The sequence below is a fragment of the Anaerobacillus sp. 63XJN7_5_ISO-PGPR-S23-430 genome, from assembly GCF_056173695.1.
Window position 1 is genome coordinate 258,889 of the sequence record NZ_CM149686.1, and the last position, 19,059, is coordinate 277,947.

Consider the following 19,059-nt stretch of genomic DNA (forward strand, 5'->3'; position numbering starts at 1 on the left):
ACATTTAGGAGGGTAACAAATGGCAAAAGATATTAAGTTCAGTGAAGAAGCCCGTCGCGCAATGCTTCGCGGTGTTGATTCTCTTGCGAACGCAGTTAAAGTTACACTCGGACCAAAAGGACGTAACGTTGTCCTCGAGAAGAAATTCGGATCTCCACTTATCACAAATGATGGTGTAACGATCGCGAAAGAAATCGAGCTTGAAGATGCATTCGAAAACATGGGTGCAAAGCTTGTCGCTGAAGTAGCTAGCAAAACAAATGACGTTGCCGGTGACGGTACAACAACTGCAACCGTTCTTGCGCAAGCTATGGTACGTGAAGGTCTTAAAAACGTAGCATCTGGTGCGAACCCAATGGTTATCCGTAAAGGAATTGAGAAAGCAACTAGAGCTGCTGTTGAAGAACTTAAAAACATTTCTAAGCCAATCGAAGGCAAAGAGTCAATCGCACAAGTTGCGTCAATCTCTGCTGCTGACGAAGAAGTAGGTCAATTGATCGCTGAAGCAATGGAGCGCGTTGGTAACGACGGCGTTATCACTGTTGAAGAATCAAAAGGATTTGCTACTGAGCTAGAAGTAGTAGAAGGTATGCAGTTCGATCGTGGATATGCATCTCCTTACATGGTTACAGACTCCGACAAAATGGAAGCTGTTCTAGAAGATCCTTATATCCTTATCACTGATAAGAAAATTGCAAGCATCCAAGATGTTCTTCCAGTGCTTGAGCAAGTGGTTCAACAAGGTAAACCACTTCTTATGATTGCTGAAGACGTTGAAGGTGAAGCACTTGCAACACTCGTTGTGAACAAGCTTCGTGGAACATTTAACGCAGTAGCAGTTAAAGCTCCTGGCTTCGGTGACCGTCGTAAAGCAATGCTTGAAGATATCGGTACACTTACTGGCGCTGAAGTGATTACAGAAGATCTTGGTCTTGATCTTAAACAAGCGAACATGACTCAGCTTGGTCGCGCTTCTAAAGTTGTTGTAACGAAAGAAAATACAACAATCGTTGAAGGCTCTGGCGAAACTGATAAAATTGCTGGTCGCGTAAACCAAATCAAAGCTCAGCTAGAAGAAACAACTTCTGAGTTCGATAAAGAAAAGCTTCAGGAACGTCTTGCTAAGCTTGCTGGCGGCGTAGCTGTCATCAAAGTTGGTGCGGCAACTGAAACTGAATTGAAAGAGCGTAAACTTCGCATTGAAGATGCTCTTAACTCAACTCGCGCAGCGGTTGAAGAAGGAATCGTATCCGGTGGTGGTACAGCGCTAGTGAACGTCGTTAAGGCTGTTCAAGCTGTAGAAGCTTCTGGAGATGAAGCAACTGGCGTTAAGATTGTTCTTCGTGCACTAGAAGAGCCAATCCGTCAGATCTCTCACAACGCTGGTCTTGAAGGATCTGTTGTGGTTGAGCGCCTTAAAGGCGAGAAAATCGGTATTGGCTTTAACGCTCTTACTGGTGAGTGGGTAAACATGGTTGACGCTGGTATCGTTGACCCTACAAAAGTAACTCGTTCTGCTCTACAAAATGCAGCATCCGTATCTGCTATGATTCTTACTACAGAAGCAGTAATCGCAGATAAGCCTGAAGAAAATGCAGGCGGCGGTGGCATGCCTGATATGGGCGGCATGGGTGGAATGGGCGGTATGGGCGGCATGATGTAAGCTGTCCTCGAATCTCTTGATGTATAGGGGTTTGAACGCCTTTAATTGAATATTGACTGGGTTTTGACTGGATTTCTTTGAAATAAGGTCTAGACCTTGAAAACCTCTCATTAGTTCTATTGAACTTTTGAGAGGTTTTTTCTCGTCTTGTATTTGGTTGTTTGTATAAAATTGGATTGTTTTAATACAAAAATAAATTGATAAATAATTAGTCAAATGCTCCTTTCATTAGTTCACTAAATTTCTCTGAGGCTTTTTGCTCCATATTTTTTGTAATATGAGCATAGATGTTCATCGTTGTGTTTATATCTCCATGACCTAATCTTTGTTGGATTTCTTTTGTACCGACCCCAGCTTCGATTAATAGAGAAGTATGGGTATGTCTGAAGGAATGCGGCGTTACATGCTTATGAATGCCACTAAGCTTTAATAGACGCCTCATACGATTCTCTACCGTTTTGATGAAATCAGGATAACCAGGGTTATTTAGTTCTTTTGCAAAAACAAATCCCAGATCATGATATTGATCCCCTAGTGCTAATTTAATTTCCCGTTGTTGGATACAGTATTTCTTCAATTCACTGATCACCTGGTTATCCATTTTAAGAGTGCGTATTGATCTCTTGGTTTTTGGGGTGAGTAGTTGATAGTTTTTTGTATTATTACTTGGGTTGTAATAAGTTTTAGTTATTCGGATTGAGCCATTATCAAAATTAACGTCGTTCCATTTTAGGGCCAGTAACTCTCCGACACGAATACCACTATAAGCCAAAGTTAAAAACATAACATAGTCCCTATCTAAGCCTCTGTTCTTTGCAGTCTTTAGAAAAGTTATTAGCTCATTTTTTTCTAAGAATTTAAGAACCTCTTCATTTTGTTCAATTTCTTCTACCGTTTCAATTTTCTTAGGGGTTTTTGCGAATTCACTTGGGTTTGACTTAACTAGGTTATATTCTAATGCCTTTTTAAATAGCATACGTCCAGTCGTGTGAATGCCATCGAGAGTATTGTGGGCATAGCCCTTCTCGTGAAGATCGTTTAGTAGTGCTTGATATTGTTTTCTAGTTATGTCAGATAGCTTCATTTTGGAAAAACATCTTTTGAAATGATTCATTTCCTTTGTCCGAGCTCTATGGGAACTGACTTTAGAATTTTTAGCATAGAACGTAAGCCATTCATCTGCAAATTCACTAAAGCTAATGCTATTCTCCTCGAAATAAGTTCCATCTCTTAATTCCTTTTCAATTTCTTCTGCTTCAATTCTTGCATCTGTTTTTCTAGTGAAACCACTCTTTGTTTTTGTCTTTCTTTTCCCTGATACAGGGTCAAACCATTCTACTTGATAAGACCACTTATTCCCTCTTTTTCTTAAGTAAGCCATTGGCATTCCTCCCATGTACATCGTAAATTAAATAGTAGGTTCATAATGGTACAATTTCAATAAATGGGTTGACTAACGTTAATAACAATCCTCAAATATATACAAAAGGGTTATTTTTGATTTATCGTTCGGCACAAAATCTATTTTTATTTTTCTTGTATTATGGAATAAGTTGTTGAGTTTTATAGTCGAATTTGAAATAATTGGTATTCAAGAATCGGGCAGGTTTCTTGAAGACTTGAATTCGAGATAATAGAGGTTATTGGAACTAAAACCATACTTTTTCGTATAGGGAATTAGCTATATTTAGGAGGGATGGTTTCTTGGATCTTATTTTATTAGGAGTAGTGGCTGTTATTGGCGGAGTTGTTGCAGTTATAGGTACTTTAATCATTATAGGAAGAAGGTTAATACAACCGAATCAGGAATTAAAGGAAAAGGTTCAAAACCTTGAAAGCGAACTGAAAAACCTGAAAGATAAAGAGTAGTGTTCAGTATTCAATGTAATCGGAGCGATTACTGCACATTTATTGAAAGGATGTTGTGATATTTTCAAGTCAGAGCTTACTAACAAAGTAATAGACTTAGTAGTATGGATACTTCTTTATTGTTTTGTTATTAGTCAAGTGGATATATTTTTGAATTCATTTACAACTGGTTTATTTATTATCGCTACTGTAGTGGGGCTGTTTAAAGTAATACGTAATATAAGAGGAATAATAAAAGTAACTAGGAATAACAAAAGCAGAGTCAATAATAAATAAGAATTCATTTAAATCGATAATCTTTTATGCAGAATAATAGAAGATAACCAATCTTCTGCTATCTCGGAGCGATAGTGTATTAACCAAATAGATTAAGTAATTGTCTAATTTAAGTATTGAGTAGGAATACGAAGAGATAATGTAGATTTGGATTATGAAAAGGAATAGGATGAGATAGAAAATGGAATTCAAATACTACCTTAATGAAACTGGCTGGGCAACTTGTGTTGTGGAATTAAATTCACAAAAACTGGAGTTCTCAGCTAGTTATCTTACTGACTGTTTAGGTGATTTAGTAGAATCATTATTTTGTTTAAATCCATTACGAAGCGCCAAAGGTGAAAGAGTGTCTTTTGAATGGGAAGGTGAACCAGAAGGGATTCTTTGGACTCTTGAATTAAAAGAGAGCAACATCCTATTCATAGAGGCAACCTATTATGAGGACTTGGAAAACAAAGATATCGGTAACAAAGTAATACAAACGGAGTATTCCTATGATGATTTTTTAAAGGTAGTGTTAATTGAATTTGATTCTTTAATCAAGAGACACGGGATTATTGGATACAGGGAACAATGGGTTACTGCTGATTTCCCATTGCGTACTTTCTTGGAATTAAAGCATTATCTCTTTAAAAAGGAGAATTATCCAATATCAGAGGTTAAGGGAGAGATAATGGGAGAAACGACGGAAGAGGTTAGAAGTTCACTAAAATATGACCTGGAATTATTGATGGAAAGTATCCAGTAATATTGAAACTAAAACAACTAATAATGTAAATTTGATATTCCACAATCTCGGAGCAATTGCGTAAAAAATTTACCCTTTAAGTAGGCAACTAAATTAAATAAGCTCAAGCAATTTTCAGCTAAGCTCAGAGTTATTGAACTCCGAGCTTTTTTTGTGTGAGGTTTGTAAATTAGTCCTTGAATTAAAGTCATATTACTTTATTAAAAATATTTAAGAAAATGAAACTGCTTTGATAAATGTATAGTCTATAAGGTGCAGGATGAAGGTTGAAAGGAGGTTGAAAAGTGAAAAATAGAGATTCATTATTTGATAGGGAAGGATTTGGCGATGAAATAGCTAGTGAAACGGAGATTGATCTTTTGATCAAAGAGCACTCAAAGCAAGTGTTTATTTTAGCTTTTTCATATGTGAAAGATCATTCTTTAGCCGAGGATATAGCCCAAGAAGTTTTTTATAAGTGTTACAAAAACCTACATAAATTTAGAAAAGAATCATCAATAAAAACTTGGATTTCTCGTATCACAGTAAATACTTCAAAAGATTTTTTGAGAAAACGAAAATATAATTTATTTCATTCCCCCTCTCATCTTATGGAGGTGCTTGTTAAAAGGAAAAGTTCAGAAGATGAGTTTCTTGAGAAAGAGAATAGACAAAGTGTGATGGACATCGTTCTGTCTCTTCAGCCAAAATATCGAGAAGTTATTATCCTTTTTTATTTTCAAGATTTCAATACAGAAGAAATAGCGCTGGCTTTAAAGCTGAATAGGAATACAGTTAAAACGAGATTATCTCGGGGGAGACTTCTTTTAAAAGAAAAAATTAGTGGTTTGGAAGGAGGCAACTATGAAACGTGAAGTTCAAAAAGGGAAAATTGAATTAGACGAGCAATTTTCTTTAGAAAGAGAAAACAGAATTAGAGAAAGAGTGAAAGAAAGGATTAGGGAACGTGATAATCCACCCTATATCAATTATAAACTTATCTATATATCCTGTGCTGCAGTCTTGTTATTTGGTTTAGTTGTCAGTTTATCATTCGTTTCACCATCAATGGCTTCTGTTGTTTCTAAAATACCGTTTCTAAATGAATTGATGGAGAAGGAAGATTCCATCGGTGTCGATTCCATCGGCGACCTCCTGATCCATGAACTAAAAGAAGACAACTTTAAAGTTAGTCAGGGAACAAATATTAATTTTAGGGAAAAAACCATTTACGTAGGAATAGAAGGTACTAACGAATATTATCAAAAAAACCAAAAAGATATTATTGAAAAAAGTAATAGCATTTTAGATGCGCATGGTCTTGGAGCATACACTGTTGAAGTGACCAATCCTCAAGTAGAAAAAGAGCCATACGATGATGGCATTACAAAAGAAATGCAAAAGAAGTACGATGATTATGAGAAGAGAAGTCTTGCTCTTAGCGAAAAGATCATGAGTGAACTAAAAGAGCAAAACTATCAGGTTCAACTAGCTGATGTTCGAATTAATGACAAAGAGAGGTTTATACCACTTGAAATACCTGTCTCAGAAACAAGAGTTGAAGAGATGAAGGATATTGTAAGGAAAGTTGCAGAAGAAAAAGAACCAGGTGAATTTAAAATAAAAGTGTATACATTTGATCCTATAAGAGAAGAAGCACAAGTGAGATGGAGTCCTGTTATCGATACTCTTACAGAAGGATTAATTGGTAAAAAAGAGCTTAAAGTTGAATTAGTTGGTTTTACATTCTACTCAGAACCTTATACATTATCAGTTGACACTTCAATTGATAAGTCTAATCCTAATGCTTCAATGCTAGCAAATGAGATTGAAGATGAGATGAACACATTTATTAACTCAAAAGAGATAAAGAAAGTTGTAAATGGAGATGAATATCAGATTGTTGTTAAAAGCAAAGACGGTAAAAAAATAAATTAAATCATGGGATATATGCAAGTTAGATGTAGCTTAATATTCATTACCAATCTTCCACAATCTCGGAGCGTTTTCTTAATATTGGATTTAGGGAAAGAAGCTGTAAGATAGGAGTGTTCCTATGAAGAGAAGCTCATCGTTTGGCATTGTAATGGCTACTTTACTATTTGGATTGGTAAGCTGCGCTGGAAATGTTTCTGAGAAAAAAGTCGAGAGCGGAGTAACAGTTAGTGATGAAATAGCCGAAAAGAATGGCACATTATCTAAGGATAATGCAGAAGTTATGATTTTTAATAAACTAAGTGACGAAGAAAAGCAGAAATACACCGTAGACTTTATTAAAGAAGAAGGAACAAAATATTATATTAGAGTTTACGATCATAGTAGTGGCGAAGTAAAAGTAAAAAAGATCTATACTATTGATTTTCAAACAAAAGAAATTGAACAAATTGAATAAATGGACCAATGAGTTCTCAAAAATTTTATAATCCCACATCATTAAAGGTTTTCTTTCTTCCGCAATCTCGGAGCTTATCTGTAATAGGATAGGCTTTTTTTGTCAAATAAATGCTTGAGTTATTTACGCTCCTTTGAAACAATTGGAATAGAGTTTTAGATATTGAATTGAAGGTATAAAAGGTGGAATGAAGATGAAAGGATTATTTATTTCAATATTTACTTTTATAATAGTTTGGGCATTATATGGGGTATTTTTCAATGACTTTGAAGAGGATATTTTATTTCTTACAATAATAGGGATTATTACTGGTTATAACATAGGTAAAAGACAGCGTGATTAATGTAGATGTAGAAAGTATTTCTTCCATTATCTCGGAGCGTTTGCTGAAGAATATCAAGCAGCTAATTCTTATATTGAGTAGTCATTAGGGAAAGCTAATCAAAAAAAGAGAGGTATACATATGAAAAAAACTCTATTGATTACATCCCTTCTGGCTTCTGTATTTCTTTTTCCTAAAGAATCAAATGCTATCTCAATGCCTTGCAGTATGGTGTTAAACCCAATCGATGAAGGTCTTACTAATGCAAGAGGAAGTGCACTAATATATAAAGTTCAATTGATTCCACCAAGCTTTGCCAGAACTAATATCAGTATCTTAAGTGTTCATCTACCTGAACCCTCTACATACGGCGAATATGATATTTATGAGGGATTTGCTTTTATACCTGGTGAAATAAGCTGGAGGTTCAGACTTTATCCTACTCCAGAAGAAGATAGTCCTACCTGGTCGGGAAGGTTTGACTTGATCACCGCAAAATTAAACAATGCTAAAGTTCAAGTGAGAGCTTCCAATTCTACAACTGGAAAGTTGGGACCAGTGGTTCTGAATAATGATATTCTAAGCTGTAAATAGCTTACTACATAATCTCGGAGCGATTAAAGAGTAAATAATAAGTTTAGGGAGGGAATTATGGAACTAATATTTGTACGACATGGTCAAGGACAGCATACACTAGATACACCTAATAGTTTACATATGAAAAATCCTTCTCTAACAAAAGAAGGAAAAGAGCAAGCATATTTATTAAGAGATACTTTTCATCTGAAAAGTGAAGACACGCTCATTATAAGTCCTACTCAAAGAACGCTAGAAACTGCTCAAATATGGATAGGAAGTGCGAAAGTTAAAGCAATTGTTAGTCCCCTGGTTTCTCCAAGAATGTTTCCACAAAAACAAGAATGGCGAACGCTTCCTTGTGACATAATGATGAAACGGGAAAACATTGAAAAGGTATTTCCTGAATTTAATTTAGATCACCAGGTTTCTGAAGAGCTTTGGAAAGATGGTATAAATGCTTTACCAGAGAAAGAGTTTCGGATTATTGGAGAAGAATTCTTGAGAGGGTGCAAGCAAGAAGAGAAAGGGAATATTTATGTCGTGTCACACGATGGAACGATCACATCCTATCGCCAGTTAATCTCAAAACGATTACTTACTAGAGATGACTTTCCCAAGGATGCTGGTTGGATAAGGATTCAGTATTAAACAAACTCGGAGCGATTTTTGAATAAGTGGGGAAACCAGTTTTGGACGGGTTTCCCTTTTTAGCTCCAGTATCAACAACCGCTAATGGACCGCAACCTTGCACCCTGTTTTCATATACAATAGTGAATATCAAAATGAGAAAACTTTTTAAACTTTCCAAAACTGATCGTTCCTGTAACTTTTTGTGACAGATTCTCTTAATCATTCCTTTGCTACGAAGCATTTCAGTCTTTTAATCGGATCAGACCTTTTTCTACAAGAGTATTAGAAATAACCCTATTTGTGATAAAATGCTAATGTGAATTAATTCACATTAGCATTTTATTAAATGGTTAACAAGGGAGGAGAAACCAATTAAAAATAAACTTCTGTCCGCTGTATTTACTACGTTATTTATGGGGTTATTGTGGATGCTAAGTGGGTTTATTGGTTCAAGTGAACCATTTGGGATTGATGATTTCATGTTTATAGTGGTCATTATGGCTTATACAGCCTTTGGTACTTTAATATTTGGAATTCCCGTATCTCTTTTATCTGATTGGGTTTCGAACAAATTATCATCCTATCGCTTTATCGTCGCTGCATTTATTCATCTTTCTTTAGCGGTTGCTACATATTTTGTAATTGAGGATTTATCAGTTGTTGCTGTTGGAGCTGCGGTCTTTTTCTTTACAGCGGAAGAATGGCAGAATCGCAAACTTAGAAAGTTTCAAACGAAATCTTTTATTAGCAACACCTTGTTCGTCCTAGTGTTGTTTGCAGGGGTATGGGGTTTTTATCAACTCGATTTAGAACAAAAGACTGATATGCAGTATCTCATTCCTAAGGGGTATGAAGGCGTTATTGTCGTCAAATATAACCAAGAAGAGGAACCTCGTCTGGTAAAAGAAAAGGGTAAAAAAGTAATTCAAGTCTCTAAAGAAGAATTAGAATATACAAGTGTAGAAGATCGTATAGAATACGGTGTAGCAAAGACATCTTCTGATGAGCCTAAAGGTATGATAAATGATGAGTTTTATTACGTTACTAGTGATGGCAAAAGAACAAGGATTGATGATTCTTGTATTTATCGGAGTCGCTCAGGTAGTATTCATTTTGATGGAAAAGAAGGTCAAAGCTATGAAGTTCATCACGTAACAAACACAAACTGTGGAGACCAATTTAGTATTACGGGTAACCCGCTCTATAGTGATCAAGAATATGAAGTCATCGAACATTTATTTTCCGATTTCTACAAGTATTAGCTTTTTCGTTTCGAAGCCCTAATCACTCCCAGTTCTCTCTCTTGAGTCTTGTGCGTAAGGTATGAATACTATAATCCCCATACAATAGCAGATATGAAAGACTTTTTAGCAAGTATAGACGCATCGCCAGCGTTTTTCCGGTCTTTATAACACATAACTAATATAACTGCTGCAGAGTAAAAACTCTCCATAAGATTTACGCATATTTAGAATAACAGTACTAGAGGGACAAAAGATTCTTGAAGATGTAACCAAAGATACGTAAGGATTCCACCGAATTTAATTAACGAAAAGAAACCATATATATTACGAATCCATAAAAAGGTTTAGAAATGCTATCTCTATATCAATTTTTGTGGTCATCCTGTTACCTTAATAATAACGACTAAAGAACTCTTGAGTGATCTTCAACAATCTCGGAGCGCTTGCTGAATAAATGGTAGGCGCTCTATCCAGGTTTGGGTTTGAGATAACTTAATAATACTGAATGAAGGATTAATATCTTAATTTATTGAAATTAAGTAATAGGTTAGCATAACTAAAGAATAAGGGGTTAATCCATGACATTTAAAAAGAAGCTAAATGAAATAGTTGATTTTCAAGCTACTTTAGAGGATGGATATAGGGATATTATTGAATTATCGAAGAGATGTAGGTTTTCTAATTGCTCTCATACGAAAGAAACAAATTGTGCTGTGAAAAATGCGATTGATGAGGGAATTATTTCGAAGGAAAAATTCATTTCATATTATAGAGAGAGGAACGAAGCTTTATATGTTTCAAATCAAAGTAATAAAACTAAAGCTAGCGAGTATATGAAAAAAAGGGATCTTTTTCGAGATCCACCTATGAATTTTGAGTAGATGAAGAATATCAACCGATTTATCTCAGTTTCAAGTCATCGATTAAATCGGAGCGAATCATGTTTGATTTAACGTTAAATAAGGTTTCCAAAACTATAAACAAGAACCCTTATAATATTTTTCCGTTTAGGATACGTGCAAAGCCAGGTAATGTATTACTCCAAAATATTGCTTCAAGAACTTTGCTTTTATCCATTGCTGCGTCACTGTTTTAATAGTTCATCACGGTTTAAAGCCCGTGGAGGTTCTTCCATCCATCCATGTTTAATCAAAATCTTAGCCCCGTCTTCAGCGTATTTTAATATTTCTGCAATTAATCGGCTATACATAACCCCAATATCCCTTCTTGGACTCATGGATATGCTTCCCCCGTAGTATCCTACACTAAGTGCAATTAAACTTGTTGTATAAAACATCATTATTCTGTCAGAAAAAGTGTGCGTAATAGAATCAGTAACCTCTGTATCCAATGTCATAGGGGAGGGTAAATCACTTTCTTTTAAAAATGAACCAAATATTTCACAATGCTTATTTGCCATTTCCTTTCCTCTTAACAGAAATTGTTTTACTTCTTCATCCTGTGCAACTTGGCTATAACCAATCAGTGTGGCTGCCCCTAATGCGTTTCTTTGAAAATTGGTGTATAGGTTTGTGATTTCGGTACCAGTAAGGGGTCTTTTTTCTCCAAAAAAGCCTGCCAAAAAACTTTTCTGTTTTACAAAATCATAGGATTCAGGTTTTGGGAGGTATGGTGACCTAGTATACAACCCCTTTGCCAATAATAAATCATTCGTTTGTTTAATAAGATTGTCTGATTCCCGTAAACACTGACTAAAGAAGCTATAAACATCTTCTCTGACTGCTACAGTTGTTGCCGTGCTATACACATTTATACCAATTTTACCAAGATAATTAACATTATTTAATAAATAAGTATCAGAAAACAACCTCGGGGCAGTCACATCAACGTCTTCATTTAATTCAAAACCATGAGGAACAGGATAACCTTCCTGAGTAAAAATCTGTGTTATTGTGTTCACGTGCAATTGTGAAATGTCTAATGCATATTGAATAACAGATTTAATTTCAGTATCTTCCACTGTATTAAGATAGTATTTTAGATGGCAGATGGAACCACTGTCATTCATGTATGTAGCCCATAAAGTTGTTATCTCTGCTGATGTTAATTTGATACCGGTACGTTGAATGAACTCCATTGTCTTCACTCCAAATCAAATATGGTCTAACCTTCAGTTTATCCTTTATGTAACTATATATGTAAGATGAAGTTGTGGCTTATCCTATAAAGATCGCGAAAATAGGATCCCTATACGAAAAAGACAATTGATCATAAGCATTTTGAAAGAAGGTGATATTCAAGGTCTACCTAACCCATATTCTGTGCCATTAATTAAGTAGTTTTTGAAGGCAATTCAAGGATATTGGATCACGTCCTTTGTTCCGTTATTTCGGAGCTTATCTGTAATTAGGATAAGCTCTAATTTGAATAAAATAAAGATTGAGTTAGTCATTGGAATTTGAAATAATTGGTATTGAAATGATTGAGTAGATAAATGGAGTAAATAGAAATAATTAAAAGGAGAAGGTAGTGGATAATGATGGATAAACTTCTCTTGGTTCTATTGTTACTTGTTGGTGCTATTTATCTTGGTTTCAACAGCGCTGGTTTAATGGCTGTTTTATTTAATGATGTTTTACGTGTCTTAATGCTAGTTTACATTTATACAGAAAGTGATGTGAAACCAAGTTATTCTCTTTATTGAATTAAATCGGAGCGATTCTGCAACATTATAGCAGCGTTAGAGTTCAAGAGGGATATTCAACAAACGAAGATTTTGTTTGTTCTGTCATTCCCGTCGTATATCTTTGACCTAACTGGCAGTACAATTATTGAATTAATACTCACTCTTCATCTAATTCCCAAACTTTTTTTTGTATTGGATCATCGGAATCAACTATTACCGTACCCTTACCATCAGTCTTTACTCGTTCATACAATCCTTTTCCGGTTTGCTTTTTTAAAATTTCACTTTGCTTGTCTTCAATCTCATATAAACGTTCAAGCTCTTTTTGAAGTTCTTCTTCGCTCATTTTTTCTTTTGACATAGCTAGGCCTCCAAATTTATTTTTGATAATTATAACACAAATATAAGTTAGTGATTCCATTTGCCTCTTTAACATTTCACCTTGTTGTTTTTTAAATTCCCTAAGTCTTTTAATCTCTACCCACGCACCTCTACTGTCAGTGCCTTTTTAACTACATAACAACAACTCTATAATTGTGGATCTTAATTCAGATTTTAAATGATGTAATACGAGTATTATTGTGTTATTTTATTATTGAAATATATATCTTAATCGTAATATGAAAATTGGGAGGTTCATGTCACTATGACGAATCGAGAGAGATTCTATAATGCATTGAATAAATTGGATATTTCTTATGATGAAGAAACGGGGAAACTCTCTAAGACAATAACGATATTAGCTTATGAATCTAATAGAAAAATCAAAGCTGACAAGATTAAAATTTATAGAGATCATTTTAGTATAGAAAAAGAAGAAGAAGATACTACGAGAAAGATTTACTTTAAAAATGTCAATGGATTTAAATATGAAGAGATTAGCGAACTAGTGCATGTAGAAATATCAACTGAAAATAATGATTCTAAAAATAGTTCTAAAACGAGTCTTAAAAGTAATTATAAAAGTGTCAGAATTTATCCTGAAGACTTTAAGGAGTATAGACGACTATCTTATGAACAAGACAAAACAATAGTCGAGTTGATTTCCGAAGCTCTTCAATTAATAAAGAAAAAATATGAGGATTAAACCTTCCTCATATTTTTTTCTTTATTCTCCCGAGTGATCATCACGATCTTTTGACTTTTGAACTAAATACTGAAAATAGTTCTCTAACTCACGGATTTGTTCCGGCCCCATAGAGCCCCATTTGTCTATGTCTAAAAACGAAGAGTCTTCAATACCGTACTTTTGCATGAGCTTAAATATTTTTTTTAAAGTCTCCATTTCCTTTGGTTCATTCACATATTCGTTTTTAACCTCTTTTAATATTAAGTTATTTGTTCTTCCCAATAAATAGTCCGCGCTGACATCCAATGCATTGGCTAAGCTGACCAACATCTCGTTAGAGGGAGTACTATAGCCATTTTCATAGTTACTAACTGTACCTTTTGTGGTGTTAACCTTTTTTGCTAATTCACTTTGTGTAAGTCCTTTTGCTTTCCGTGAAGATTTAAGTCTTTGTGAGAGCATGATTATTATCCTTTCACTTGTCATGTACAAGATTATTGTACCATTTTTTCGGTTATTTATTTATATTCCGATAAAATGTACAAGAAACTTGTTTAGAAGTGTTGACATACAAGAATCTTGTACTTATACTTTTGGTACAAGGTATTCATACAGAAGGGGGTGAAGAAATGAAGAATTATCGTTTAAAGGAAGCAAGGAGACAAGCAAATTTAAGCCAAATGCAATTATCAGAATATCTTGGATATAAGGGTAGACAAAGTGTTGCCAACTGGGAGAATGGTTATTCATCGCCTACGCTGAAGGTAGCTATATTAATAGCGAGAGTGTTAGAGGAGGATGTCTATTATTTGTTTGGTCAACAGGTACAAGAATCTCATACAAACGATTTAGCTTTTGTTCAATCTACTATAAGAAAGGAATTGATCTAAATGTTTGAAGCTAAATTGCAACCGGAAGCTGATTTTAACAATAAGGTCTACGATATTTTTTATGATATTGCTAAGAAAGCTCAAGAAGATGTCCGTAATGAAAATGAATTACCTTACTTGTTAGATCGTACAAAACTATCTGAACACGTCTTCAATGTAAGTGTACAGTCCTTAGATGCCCATATACTAAAAAGAAAAGACTTTCCCAAGGTTCACGTAGGAGGTCGTACTCTTTATCCGAAAGACCTTGTGATTGATTGGATTAGAGACAATGTAGATGTTTCTAACAAAGTAGCTCCTGAGAGAAATTTCGGAGTAATCTAGTTCGATAAATCTAGTATAAATCATTAAATGAATGGAAACGGTACAACAAATGAAGGGGGGCGAAGTCAGTGAAAGAGAGTAAATCAGCACAATTAATGAAGAATATGAGAAAAGGGATAGGGAAAACGCAACAGCAACTGGCAATAAAAATGTTTCAATCGAGAGAATACATTTCTAAGCAGGAGAGTGGGGAAAGGAAGATACCACCGGTCACTACAAAATATTTCATAGAGAAATATAATAATCCTTTCTTGGCATTAGAAGCGATCAATGAGTATCTCGGATGGAGTATCAAGGATCTGGATGGACCAGCAGCTATAGACCTAAAAAATTGTGCTCTTGAAAAACTCAATGAGCAGTTAAAAATAGTCTTAGAGGTTCTTACTAGGGTTCAAAAAGGAACAAATTCATGGCATGAACAAGAGATTCAAACTTTGACGAAAGAACTTGCTAAAGTTATTCACTTTTCGATATGGTATTTAGCTACCTTGTCAGATTCAACTAATATTGAATGGAAAAGGATATGGGAAGACCACCATACTGAGATGAAGGCAAAGGGTTACGTAAGATAACTCCATTATATTTCAGTATTGGAGGAGTTGAGAAATGCAAGGATGGGTAAAGCTTCATCGAAAAATCCTTCATAGTGCAATTTTTCATAATGAAAAATTGTTAAAAATATTTATCTATTTCCTAGCAAAATCAAGTCATAAAACCAATGAGGTCAGAGTCGGAAGACAAATAATAGAGCTTAAGCCTGGGCAATTAATCTTTGGAAGAAAAAAGGCTGCGTCCGAATTAGATATGAAGGAATCCACTGTCAGGGACTACCTCAAAATGTTGGAAGAGGATGGTGTGATTAGCATCAAGTCCACCAACAAATATAGCGTCATAACTGTTGATAATTGGGGGTTATATCAATCAACTAGTGAAGAATACGACAACAAATCACCAAGAAATGACCTTCAAAAAGACAGCTTATCACCATCACAACACCAGCAAATAGACACATACAAGAATGAAAGAGAATTTAAAGAAGTAAAGAATGTACAAGAATTGATAAATACAACTACCTCTGAAAAATCAACTAGTGAAGCCATTCATTTTTTTGAGGAGAACTTTGGTGTGATACGTCCTTATCTTATGAAGGAAATAGTGACTTGGAGTGATGAACTGGGAGATCAGCTGGTAATAGAAGCAATGAAACGTTCCTTGTATCGAGGTAAATTAAATTGGGGCTATGTGAAAAGTATTCTACAATCGTGGGTAAACAAAGGGATACGAACGCTAGATCAGGCAAAGTCTGAAGAATCTCAACATCAGCTTCAAAGAAATAAATACAACAGGAGTCCAGTCTCTAAACAACATTCCAAGTCAGTTACGCCAGAATGGATTAGAAAAGAATACAATCCAGCAGAACATACAGAACAGAAACAACCAAGACTTGAAGATGTTGCGACAATTATCAATTTAAGAATTAAGTATAAAAAAGAACCAGACGAAATAATAAAGGCAAATTGTTTTGGTTATGACTTATCTAAAGAAGACATCATCGCTATTCGTGACGGTAAAAGTACTGCAGAAGAGGTATTGCGATCAAAAACAAAGCTGAGGGTCGTAGGTGATCCATAGGTGTGATAGAAAGCTTTAAAAATGGAGGAGATTCTATGTCCATTTCAAATCGACGGCATTTCGCTTTTTATGATATTTCTTCTCAAGCATATTCTATTAAAACGTTCGAAGGAAAAAGGTTTGATGTACATGGTTTGTGGGCGGTTGATAATGACGGTATGGTTGAGAAGTTATCTGCAATCTACTATCGCATTCGAACCGTAAAGGATAAACAATTTAGAACTATTGCCAAACGTAAAAATCCTGAAAGTGCTTTAAAAAAAGTAAAATAGGAATTTTTCAAGTGTATTAACAGCACTTATTGCACATTGATAATCATATATCTATGCTAGGAAAGGAATTGGTCGCAGAACTTTTCTAGTAGTCGATAACCGTTTGATGCGTGTGACGTAAAACGCATCTAGTGACCTGGTAAGCGTTGTATTGAGGATGGTTTGCTTTATGGAGGTGAGGTTTCATACTGATGAAGCTTTCAAAAGTAAGACCTAGATACATAAAGTTCTTCGTTTATGCTAAAAACGTTGTGCATTGCAGAGCATGTCAGTATATAATGCAGTCTGCATAGGGTTGATTGTTACTAGCCACAAACAATCTCTAAAAAAGAAGTATGTTAGTTTTGGTAAAATGTGGTTTCCTGTTTGGGTAGGTGTTAGAATTGTTTTTAATACAACCACTCAAGAAGGGAATGATCTGATGAAAAAGCGTTGGATCGGCTGTTTGGTTACATTCATATTTGCATTTATTATTACCGGTTGCGGATCTCAATGGACCACAGGGCAAGTCGAGTCTTTATCACCAGAAGAAATGAAAGAATATATTCAGAATAACGATACAGCTTATATCTTGATTAACAGCACGGAAGATGAGGAAGAACGTAAAGCTAACATAAAATTTGTGGGCGAAAACATTGACGATATAAACGTAAAAGAAATTAATTCCCAATCGCCTGAAATGCTAGACAACAATTTAGAATTAAAAGACCTGGGTTTGAAGAATATTCAATTTGAGACCTTAGGTTTGTATGAAAATGGGATATTAAAACAGTATGTTTCCTTAAGAAGTGTTGACTTCCCTTCTGAAGATGAAAAAGAAAAAGCAATTCAAAAATTTATAGAAATTACAGCATCCTAAAGGAGGTGATCTAAAAAGATCGCTTCTTTTTTTATGCTTACATCTAGTAACAGGAGGTGATGAACATGGGAGCAACAAATCGTGAGCTTAAACAATCGAAAGAGCTTGTTCAAACGCTTCTTACGATACAGGAGCTATCATATAACGATTGGTTACATGATAAACATCAGGAATACATTCAAGAAAATCAACAGGTTGTTATGAAATCTCTTATCCATTATAAAAGATTGAATGATTAATAACACAATAGAAAATTGTAAAAGGAGTGTTTTTTATGAGTATGTTTACAGACTTGGTTCTTTTAGATGCAATTAGTAATTTAAAAGCCACAGGTGCAGCTATTCTTACTGCCATGCAACTACTCGGTATTGTATCTGCAGCTATCGCTTTTGGTATTGGCGCCTATCATTTGATATGGGGAGGCGTTCGAGGGCGACAAAGTTCTATCGTGTGGTTTATCGGTGGTGCAGCTGGATTAGTTGTTTTAATGGGAGCTACTGCCATTGCTCAATACATTGATAGCCAGGTGGTCTTTTAAAGGGAGTGAAAAAAATGAAAGTGTTTTTTACCTCGAAAATAGAAGGAGAGATTTCTAGTTTTCATTCTTACTCATTTCAAAAGGCTGTAGAGAAAACAGCTGTGTTAGATAAGAAATGGAAAAAGAAAAATTCTGAACCGATTCCTCTTGATTTTATGATTTCAAATGACAAAGGTGAGAAGTTGTATTCCGGCACTTATGTGTTGGGATCTGATGATACAACGAATATTTATAACCATATCTGTTTGAAGCTCATGCAGCTACCGATGGAGAATGAACAACAAGAAACTGAGCGTGATAATTTACTTCAAAATTTAAATGCCAATACCCCTGCTTCTTATCAAATGGATCTAACTGAGTTAGCAAAACAGAATACAGTAAAAACGAACGGCTGGAAGCAATTAAGTAATCGCGTGAAGATTTTTACTTGTACTCTCGCAAGTCTGTTAGTTGTAGCTATTTTGTCATCAATAGTGCTAGCTACTATTGCAACCAGTAAAAATAACGCACTTGAAAAAGCAAATGTAGAAGTTGCTGAAGTGAAAGCAATAAAAACTATCTATGAAAAGGGTATCACTGGAGATGTGAATGAGGCCATTACTAAGTTGCAGGCGAATGAAAAGCATAGTGACTCTGAACAAGAAGTTCTGATTCATTTTCTTTTGTCGGTCAAAAACTATAAAGAAGCCGTCAATGAGACAGGAAAAGAAAACGTGTCAATACTAGCTAGTCAGATTATGCAACTCCATGGAATCGAGGAGCTGAAAAGCTTTCAAGAATCTTATCCGAGTTCAGCAGGAGAATTTGAGATAGCTTATCATTCGGAAGACTACTCAAAGGCCGTTGCGGTAAAAGATGTTCTTATGACATCAGAACGGTATAAAGAAAAAGGATTGGCATATTTGAATCTAGATCAATTAGATGAAGCTAAGAAAATGGCCAGTAAAGCAAAAAGTGATGAATTGAATAAGAAAATCACAACTTATGAAGATCTCGATCAGCAACTAAGGCAGCTTAATAGCCAATTAGAGGAAGAGGAAAAATCAAAGGATAAAGACGAGGAGAAAATTAAATCAATAAAGGAGCAAAGAAACGCGATTATGGAGGAGCAAAAAAATATCTAAGG

The 19,059-nt window shown here is 35.0% G+C and carries 26 protein-coding genes; 22 read left to right on the forward strand and 4 right to left on the reverse strand.

Annotated features, from left to right (window positions below):
• The first annotated feature begins 19 nt into the window (after positions 1-19).
• Positions 20-1,663, forward strand: a complete 1,644-nt coding sequence (groL, locus tag AC0VYJ_RS01510) for a chaperonin GroEL (protein ID WP_194222478.1) — start codon at positions 20-22, stop codon at positions 1,661-1,663.
• A 208-nt stretch (positions 1,664-1,871) separates the two neighbouring features.
• Here groL and AC0VYJ_RS01515 read toward each other — a convergent pair whose 3' ends face one another.
• Positions 1,872-3,044, reverse strand: a complete 1,173-nt coding sequence (locus AC0VYJ_RS01515) for a site-specific integrase (protein ID WP_475366329.1) — start codon at positions 3,042-3,044, stop codon at positions 1,872-1,874.
• A 323-nt stretch (positions 3,045-3,367) separates the two neighbouring features.
• Between AC0VYJ_RS01515 and AC0VYJ_RS01520 the strand changes: the two genes are divergently transcribed.
• The 10 genes from AC0VYJ_RS01520 (at position 3,368) to AC0VYJ_RS01565 (ending at position 10,583) form a co-directional block, all read left to right on the forward strand.
• On the forward strand, positions 3,368-3,532 hold the full coding sequence (locus tag AC0VYJ_RS01520; protein WP_475366330.1) for a hypothetical protein: 165 nt from the start codon (positions 3,368-3,370) through the stop codon (positions 3,530-3,532).
• Between the two features lie 457 nt (positions 3,533-3,989).
• Positions 3,990-4,556, forward strand: coding sequence for a hypothetical protein (locus AC0VYJ_RS01525; protein ID WP_283153682.1), 567 nt, complete (start codon positions 3,990-3,992; stop codon positions 4,554-4,556).
• 284 nt (positions 4,557-4,840) lie between these two features.
• Positions 4,841-5,410 carry a sigma-70 family RNA polymerase sigma factor gene (locus AC0VYJ_RS01530; RefSeq protein ID WP_206891426.1) on the forward strand — a complete coding sequence of 190 codons (570 nt, stop codon included), beginning with the start codon at positions 4,841-4,843 and terminating at the stop codon, positions 5,408-5,410.
• On the forward strand, positions 5,400-6,473 hold the full coding sequence (locus AC0VYJ_RS01535; protein ID WP_475366331.1) for a hypothetical protein: 1,074 nt from the start codon (positions 5,400-5,402) through the stop codon (positions 6,471-6,473). Before AC0VYJ_RS01530 ends, AC0VYJ_RS01535 begins: the two co-directional genes overlap by 11 nt.
• Positions 6,474-6,591: 118 nt before the next feature.
• Positions 6,592-6,927: a hypothetical protein gene (locus tag AC0VYJ_RS01540; protein WP_475366332.1), complete on the forward strand. Its 336-nt coding sequence runs from the start codon at positions 6,592-6,594 to the stop codon at positions 6,925-6,927.
• Between the two features lie 193 nt (positions 6,928-7,120).
• Positions 7,121-7,270, forward strand: a complete 150-nt coding sequence (locus AC0VYJ_RS01545) for a hypothetical protein (protein ID WP_169525660.1) — start codon at positions 7,121-7,123, stop codon at positions 7,268-7,270.
• A 120-nt stretch (positions 7,271-7,390) separates the two neighbouring features.
• Positions 7,391-7,843: a YoqH family protein gene (locus AC0VYJ_RS01550; protein ID WP_475366333.1), complete on the forward strand. Its 453-nt coding sequence runs from the start codon at positions 7,391-7,393 to the stop codon at positions 7,841-7,843.
• Positions 7,844-7,900: 57 nt separating this feature from the next.
• A complete protein-coding gene (locus AC0VYJ_RS01555; RefSeq protein WP_303536498.1) occupies positions 7,901-8,476 on the forward strand; it encodes a histidine phosphatase family protein in 576 nt (191 codons plus the stop codon).
• Positions 8,477-8,886: 410 nt separating this feature from the next.
• On the forward strand, positions 8,887-9,720 hold the full coding sequence (locus AC0VYJ_RS01560) for a DUF6843 domain-containing protein (protein ID WP_475366334.1): 834 nt from the start codon (positions 8,887-8,889) through the stop codon (positions 9,718-9,720).
• Positions 9,721-10,280: 560 nt separating this feature from the next.
• Complete coding sequence (locus AC0VYJ_RS01565; RefSeq protein WP_475365790.1) at positions 10,281-10,583, forward strand: hypothetical protein; 303 nt, start codon at positions 10,281-10,283, stop codon at positions 10,581-10,583.
• A gap of 203 nt (positions 10,584-10,786) precedes the next feature.
• Here the strand turns inward: AC0VYJ_RS01565 and AC0VYJ_RS01570 are convergent, their stop codons facing one another.
• Entirely contained in the window at positions 10,787-11,800 is a 1,014-nt protein-coding gene (locus AC0VYJ_RS01570) for a DUF3231 family protein (RefSeq protein ID WP_475365789.1), read from the reverse strand.
• Positions 11,801-12,199: 399 nt separating this feature from the next.
• On the opposite strand from AC0VYJ_RS01570, the gene AC0VYJ_RS01575 reads away from it, so the two are divergent.
• The gene (locus tag AC0VYJ_RS01575; protein WP_475366335.1) at positions 12,200-12,367 is read left to right on the forward strand and encodes a hypothetical protein; all 168 of its coding nucleotides are present in this window, start codon (positions 12,200-12,202) and stop codon (positions 12,365-12,367) included.
• 139 nt (positions 12,368-12,506) lie between these two features.
• On the opposite strand, the gene AC0VYJ_RS01580 is transcribed toward AC0VYJ_RS01575, so the two are convergent.
• Positions 12,507-12,710, reverse strand: coding sequence for a hypothetical protein (locus tag AC0VYJ_RS01580; protein ID WP_475366336.1), 204 nt, complete (start codon positions 12,708-12,710; stop codon positions 12,507-12,509).
• A gap of 285 nt (positions 12,711-12,995) precedes the next feature.
• On the opposite strand from AC0VYJ_RS01580, the gene AC0VYJ_RS01585 reads away from it, so the two are divergent.
• On the forward strand, positions 12,996-13,436 hold the full coding sequence (locus AC0VYJ_RS01585; protein ID WP_475366337.1) for a hypothetical protein: 441 nt from the start codon (positions 12,996-12,998) through the stop codon (positions 13,434-13,436).
• A gap of 21 nt (positions 13,437-13,457) precedes the next feature.
• On the opposite strand, the gene AC0VYJ_RS01590 is transcribed toward AC0VYJ_RS01585, so the two are convergent.
• Positions 13,458-13,880, reverse strand: a complete 423-nt coding sequence (locus AC0VYJ_RS01590) for a helix-turn-helix domain-containing protein (protein ID WP_475366338.1) — start codon at positions 13,878-13,880, stop codon at positions 13,458-13,460.
• A gap of 167 nt (positions 13,881-14,047) precedes the next feature.
• Here AC0VYJ_RS01590 and AC0VYJ_RS01595 point away from each other — a divergent pair, with 167 nt between their 5' ends.
• The 9 genes from AC0VYJ_RS01595 (at position 14,048) to AC0VYJ_RS01635 (ending at position 19,057) form a co-directional block, all read left to right on the forward strand.
• Positions 14,048-14,308 carry a helix-turn-helix transcriptional regulator gene (locus tag AC0VYJ_RS01595; RefSeq protein ID WP_475366339.1) on the forward strand — a complete coding sequence of 87 codons (261 nt, stop codon included), beginning with the start codon at positions 14,048-14,050 and terminating at the stop codon, positions 14,306-14,308.
• Complete coding sequence (locus tag AC0VYJ_RS01600) at positions 14,309-14,632, forward strand: DNA-binding protein (RefSeq protein WP_475366340.1); 324 nt, start codon at positions 14,309-14,311, stop codon at positions 14,630-14,632. It abuts the gene before it with no gap.
• A 68-nt stretch (positions 14,633-14,700) separates the two neighbouring features.
• Entirely contained in the window at positions 14,701-15,204 is a 504-nt protein-coding gene (locus AC0VYJ_RS01605) for a helix-turn-helix domain-containing protein (protein WP_475366341.1), read from the forward strand.
• Between the two features lie 34 nt (positions 15,205-15,238).
• Positions 15,239-16,264 (forward strand): DnaD domain protein, encoded by a 1,026-nt coding sequence (locus AC0VYJ_RS01610; protein WP_475366342.1) that lies wholly within the window; start codon positions 15,239-15,241, stop codon positions 16,262-16,264.
• A gap of 35 nt (positions 16,265-16,299) precedes the next feature.
• Positions 16,300-16,536 carry a hypothetical protein gene (locus tag AC0VYJ_RS01615; protein WP_475366343.1) on the forward strand — a complete coding sequence of 79 codons (237 nt, stop codon included), beginning with the start codon at positions 16,300-16,302 and terminating at the stop codon, positions 16,534-16,536.
• 265 nt (positions 16,537-16,801) lie between these two features.
• Positions 16,802-17,395, forward strand: a complete 594-nt coding sequence (locus tag AC0VYJ_RS01620; RefSeq protein WP_475366344.1) for a hypothetical protein — start codon at positions 16,802-16,804, stop codon at positions 17,393-17,395.
• Positions 17,396-17,460: 65 nt separating this feature from the next.
• Complete coding sequence (locus AC0VYJ_RS01625) at positions 17,461-17,634, forward strand: hypothetical protein (protein WP_475366345.1); 174 nt, start codon at positions 17,461-17,463, stop codon at positions 17,632-17,634.
• Positions 17,635-17,669: 35 nt separating this feature from the next.
• The gene (locus AC0VYJ_RS01630) at positions 17,670-17,933 is read left to right on the forward strand and encodes a hypothetical protein (protein ID WP_475366346.1); all 264 of its coding nucleotides are present in this window, start codon (positions 17,670-17,672) and stop codon (positions 17,931-17,933) included.
• A gap of 14 nt (positions 17,934-17,947) precedes the next feature.
• Complete coding sequence (locus AC0VYJ_RS01635; protein ID WP_475366347.1) at positions 17,948-19,057, forward strand: hypothetical protein; 1,110 nt, start codon at positions 17,948-17,950, stop codon at positions 19,055-19,057.
• The last annotated feature ends 2 nt before the right edge of the window (positions 19,058-19,059 follow it).

What these genes read in the sequence shown, in the direction of transcription:
- groL (WP_194222478.1), top strand. Translation starts at nt 20, where the DNA reads ATGGCAAAAGATATTAAGTTCAGTGAAGAAGCCCGTCGCGCAATGCTT.
- AC0VYJ_RS01515 (WP_475366329.1), bottom strand. Translation starts at nt 3,044, where the DNA reads ATGGCTTACTTAAGAAAAAGAGGGAATAAGTGGTCTTATCAAGTAGAA.
- AC0VYJ_RS01525 (WP_283153682.1), top strand. Translation starts at nt 3,990, where the DNA reads ATGGAATTCAAATACTACCTTAATGAAACTGGCTGGGCAACTTGTGTT.
- AC0VYJ_RS01535 (WP_475366331.1), top strand. Translation starts at nt 5,400, where the DNA reads ATGAAACGTGAAGTTCAAAAAGGGAAAATTGAATTAGACGAGCAATTT.
- AC0VYJ_RS01540 (WP_475366332.1), top strand. Translation starts at nt 6,592, where the DNA reads ATGAAGAGAAGCTCATCGTTTGGCATTGTAATGGCTACTTTACTATTT.
- AC0VYJ_RS01545 (WP_169525660.1), top strand. Translation starts at nt 7,121, where the DNA reads ATGAAAGGATTATTTATTTCAATATTTACTTTTATAATAGTTTGGGCA.
- AC0VYJ_RS01550 (WP_475366333.1), top strand. Translation starts at nt 7,391, where the DNA reads ATGAAAAAAACTCTATTGATTACATCCCTTCTGGCTTCTGTATTTCTT.
- AC0VYJ_RS01555 (WP_303536498.1), top strand. Translation starts at nt 7,901, where the DNA reads ATGGAACTAATATTTGTACGACATGGTCAAGGACAGCATACACTAGAT.
- AC0VYJ_RS01560 (WP_475366334.1), top strand. Translation starts at nt 8,887, where the DNA reads ATGCTAAGTGGGTTTATTGGTTCAAGTGAACCATTTGGGATTGATGAT.
- AC0VYJ_RS01565 (WP_475365790.1), top strand. Translation starts at nt 10,281, where the DNA reads ATGACATTTAAAAAGAAGCTAAATGAAATAGTTGATTTTCAAGCTACT.
- AC0VYJ_RS01570 (WP_475365789.1), bottom strand. Translation starts at nt 11,800, where the DNA reads ATGGAGTTCATTCAACGTACCGGTATCAAATTAACATCAGCAGAGATA.
- AC0VYJ_RS01575 (WP_475366335.1), top strand. Translation starts at nt 12,200, where the DNA reads ATGATGGATAAACTTCTCTTGGTTCTATTGTTACTTGTTGGTGCTATT.
- AC0VYJ_RS01580 (WP_475366336.1), bottom strand. Translation starts at nt 12,710, where the DNA reads ATGTCAAAAGAAAAAATGAGCGAAGAAGAACTTCAAAAAGAGCTTGAA.
- AC0VYJ_RS01585 (WP_475366337.1), top strand. Translation starts at nt 12,996, where the DNA reads ATGACGAATCGAGAGAGATTCTATAATGCATTGAATAAATTGGATATT.
- AC0VYJ_RS01590 (WP_475366338.1), bottom strand. Translation starts at nt 13,880, where the DNA reads ATGCTCTCACAAAGACTTAAATCTTCACGGAAAGCAAAAGGACTTACA.
- AC0VYJ_RS01595 (WP_475366339.1), top strand. Translation starts at nt 14,048, where the DNA reads ATGAAGAATTATCGTTTAAAGGAAGCAAGGAGACAAGCAAATTTAAGC.
- AC0VYJ_RS01600 (WP_475366340.1), top strand. Translation starts at nt 14,309, where the DNA reads ATGTTTGAAGCTAAATTGCAACCGGAAGCTGATTTTAACAATAAGGTC.
- AC0VYJ_RS01610 (WP_475366342.1), top strand. Translation starts at nt 15,239, where the DNA reads ATGCAAGGATGGGTAAAGCTTCATCGAAAAATCCTTCATAGTGCAATT.
- AC0VYJ_RS01615 (WP_475366343.1), top strand. Translation starts at nt 16,300, where the DNA reads ATGTCCATTTCAAATCGACGGCATTTCGCTTTTTATGATATTTCTTCT.
- AC0VYJ_RS01620 (WP_475366344.1), top strand. Translation starts at nt 16,802, where the DNA reads ATGTCAGTATATAATGCAGTCTGCATAGGGTTGATTGTTACTAGCCAC.
- AC0VYJ_RS01625 (WP_475366345.1), top strand. Translation starts at nt 17,461, where the DNA reads ATGGGAGCAACAAATCGTGAGCTTAAACAATCGAAAGAGCTTGTTCAA.
- AC0VYJ_RS01630 (WP_475366346.1), top strand. Translation starts at nt 17,670, where the DNA reads ATGAGTATGTTTACAGACTTGGTTCTTTTAGATGCAATTAGTAATTTA.
- AC0VYJ_RS01635 (WP_475366347.1), top strand. Translation starts at nt 17,948, where the DNA reads ATGAAAGTGTTTTTTACCTCGAAAATAGAAGGAGAGATTTCTAGTTTT.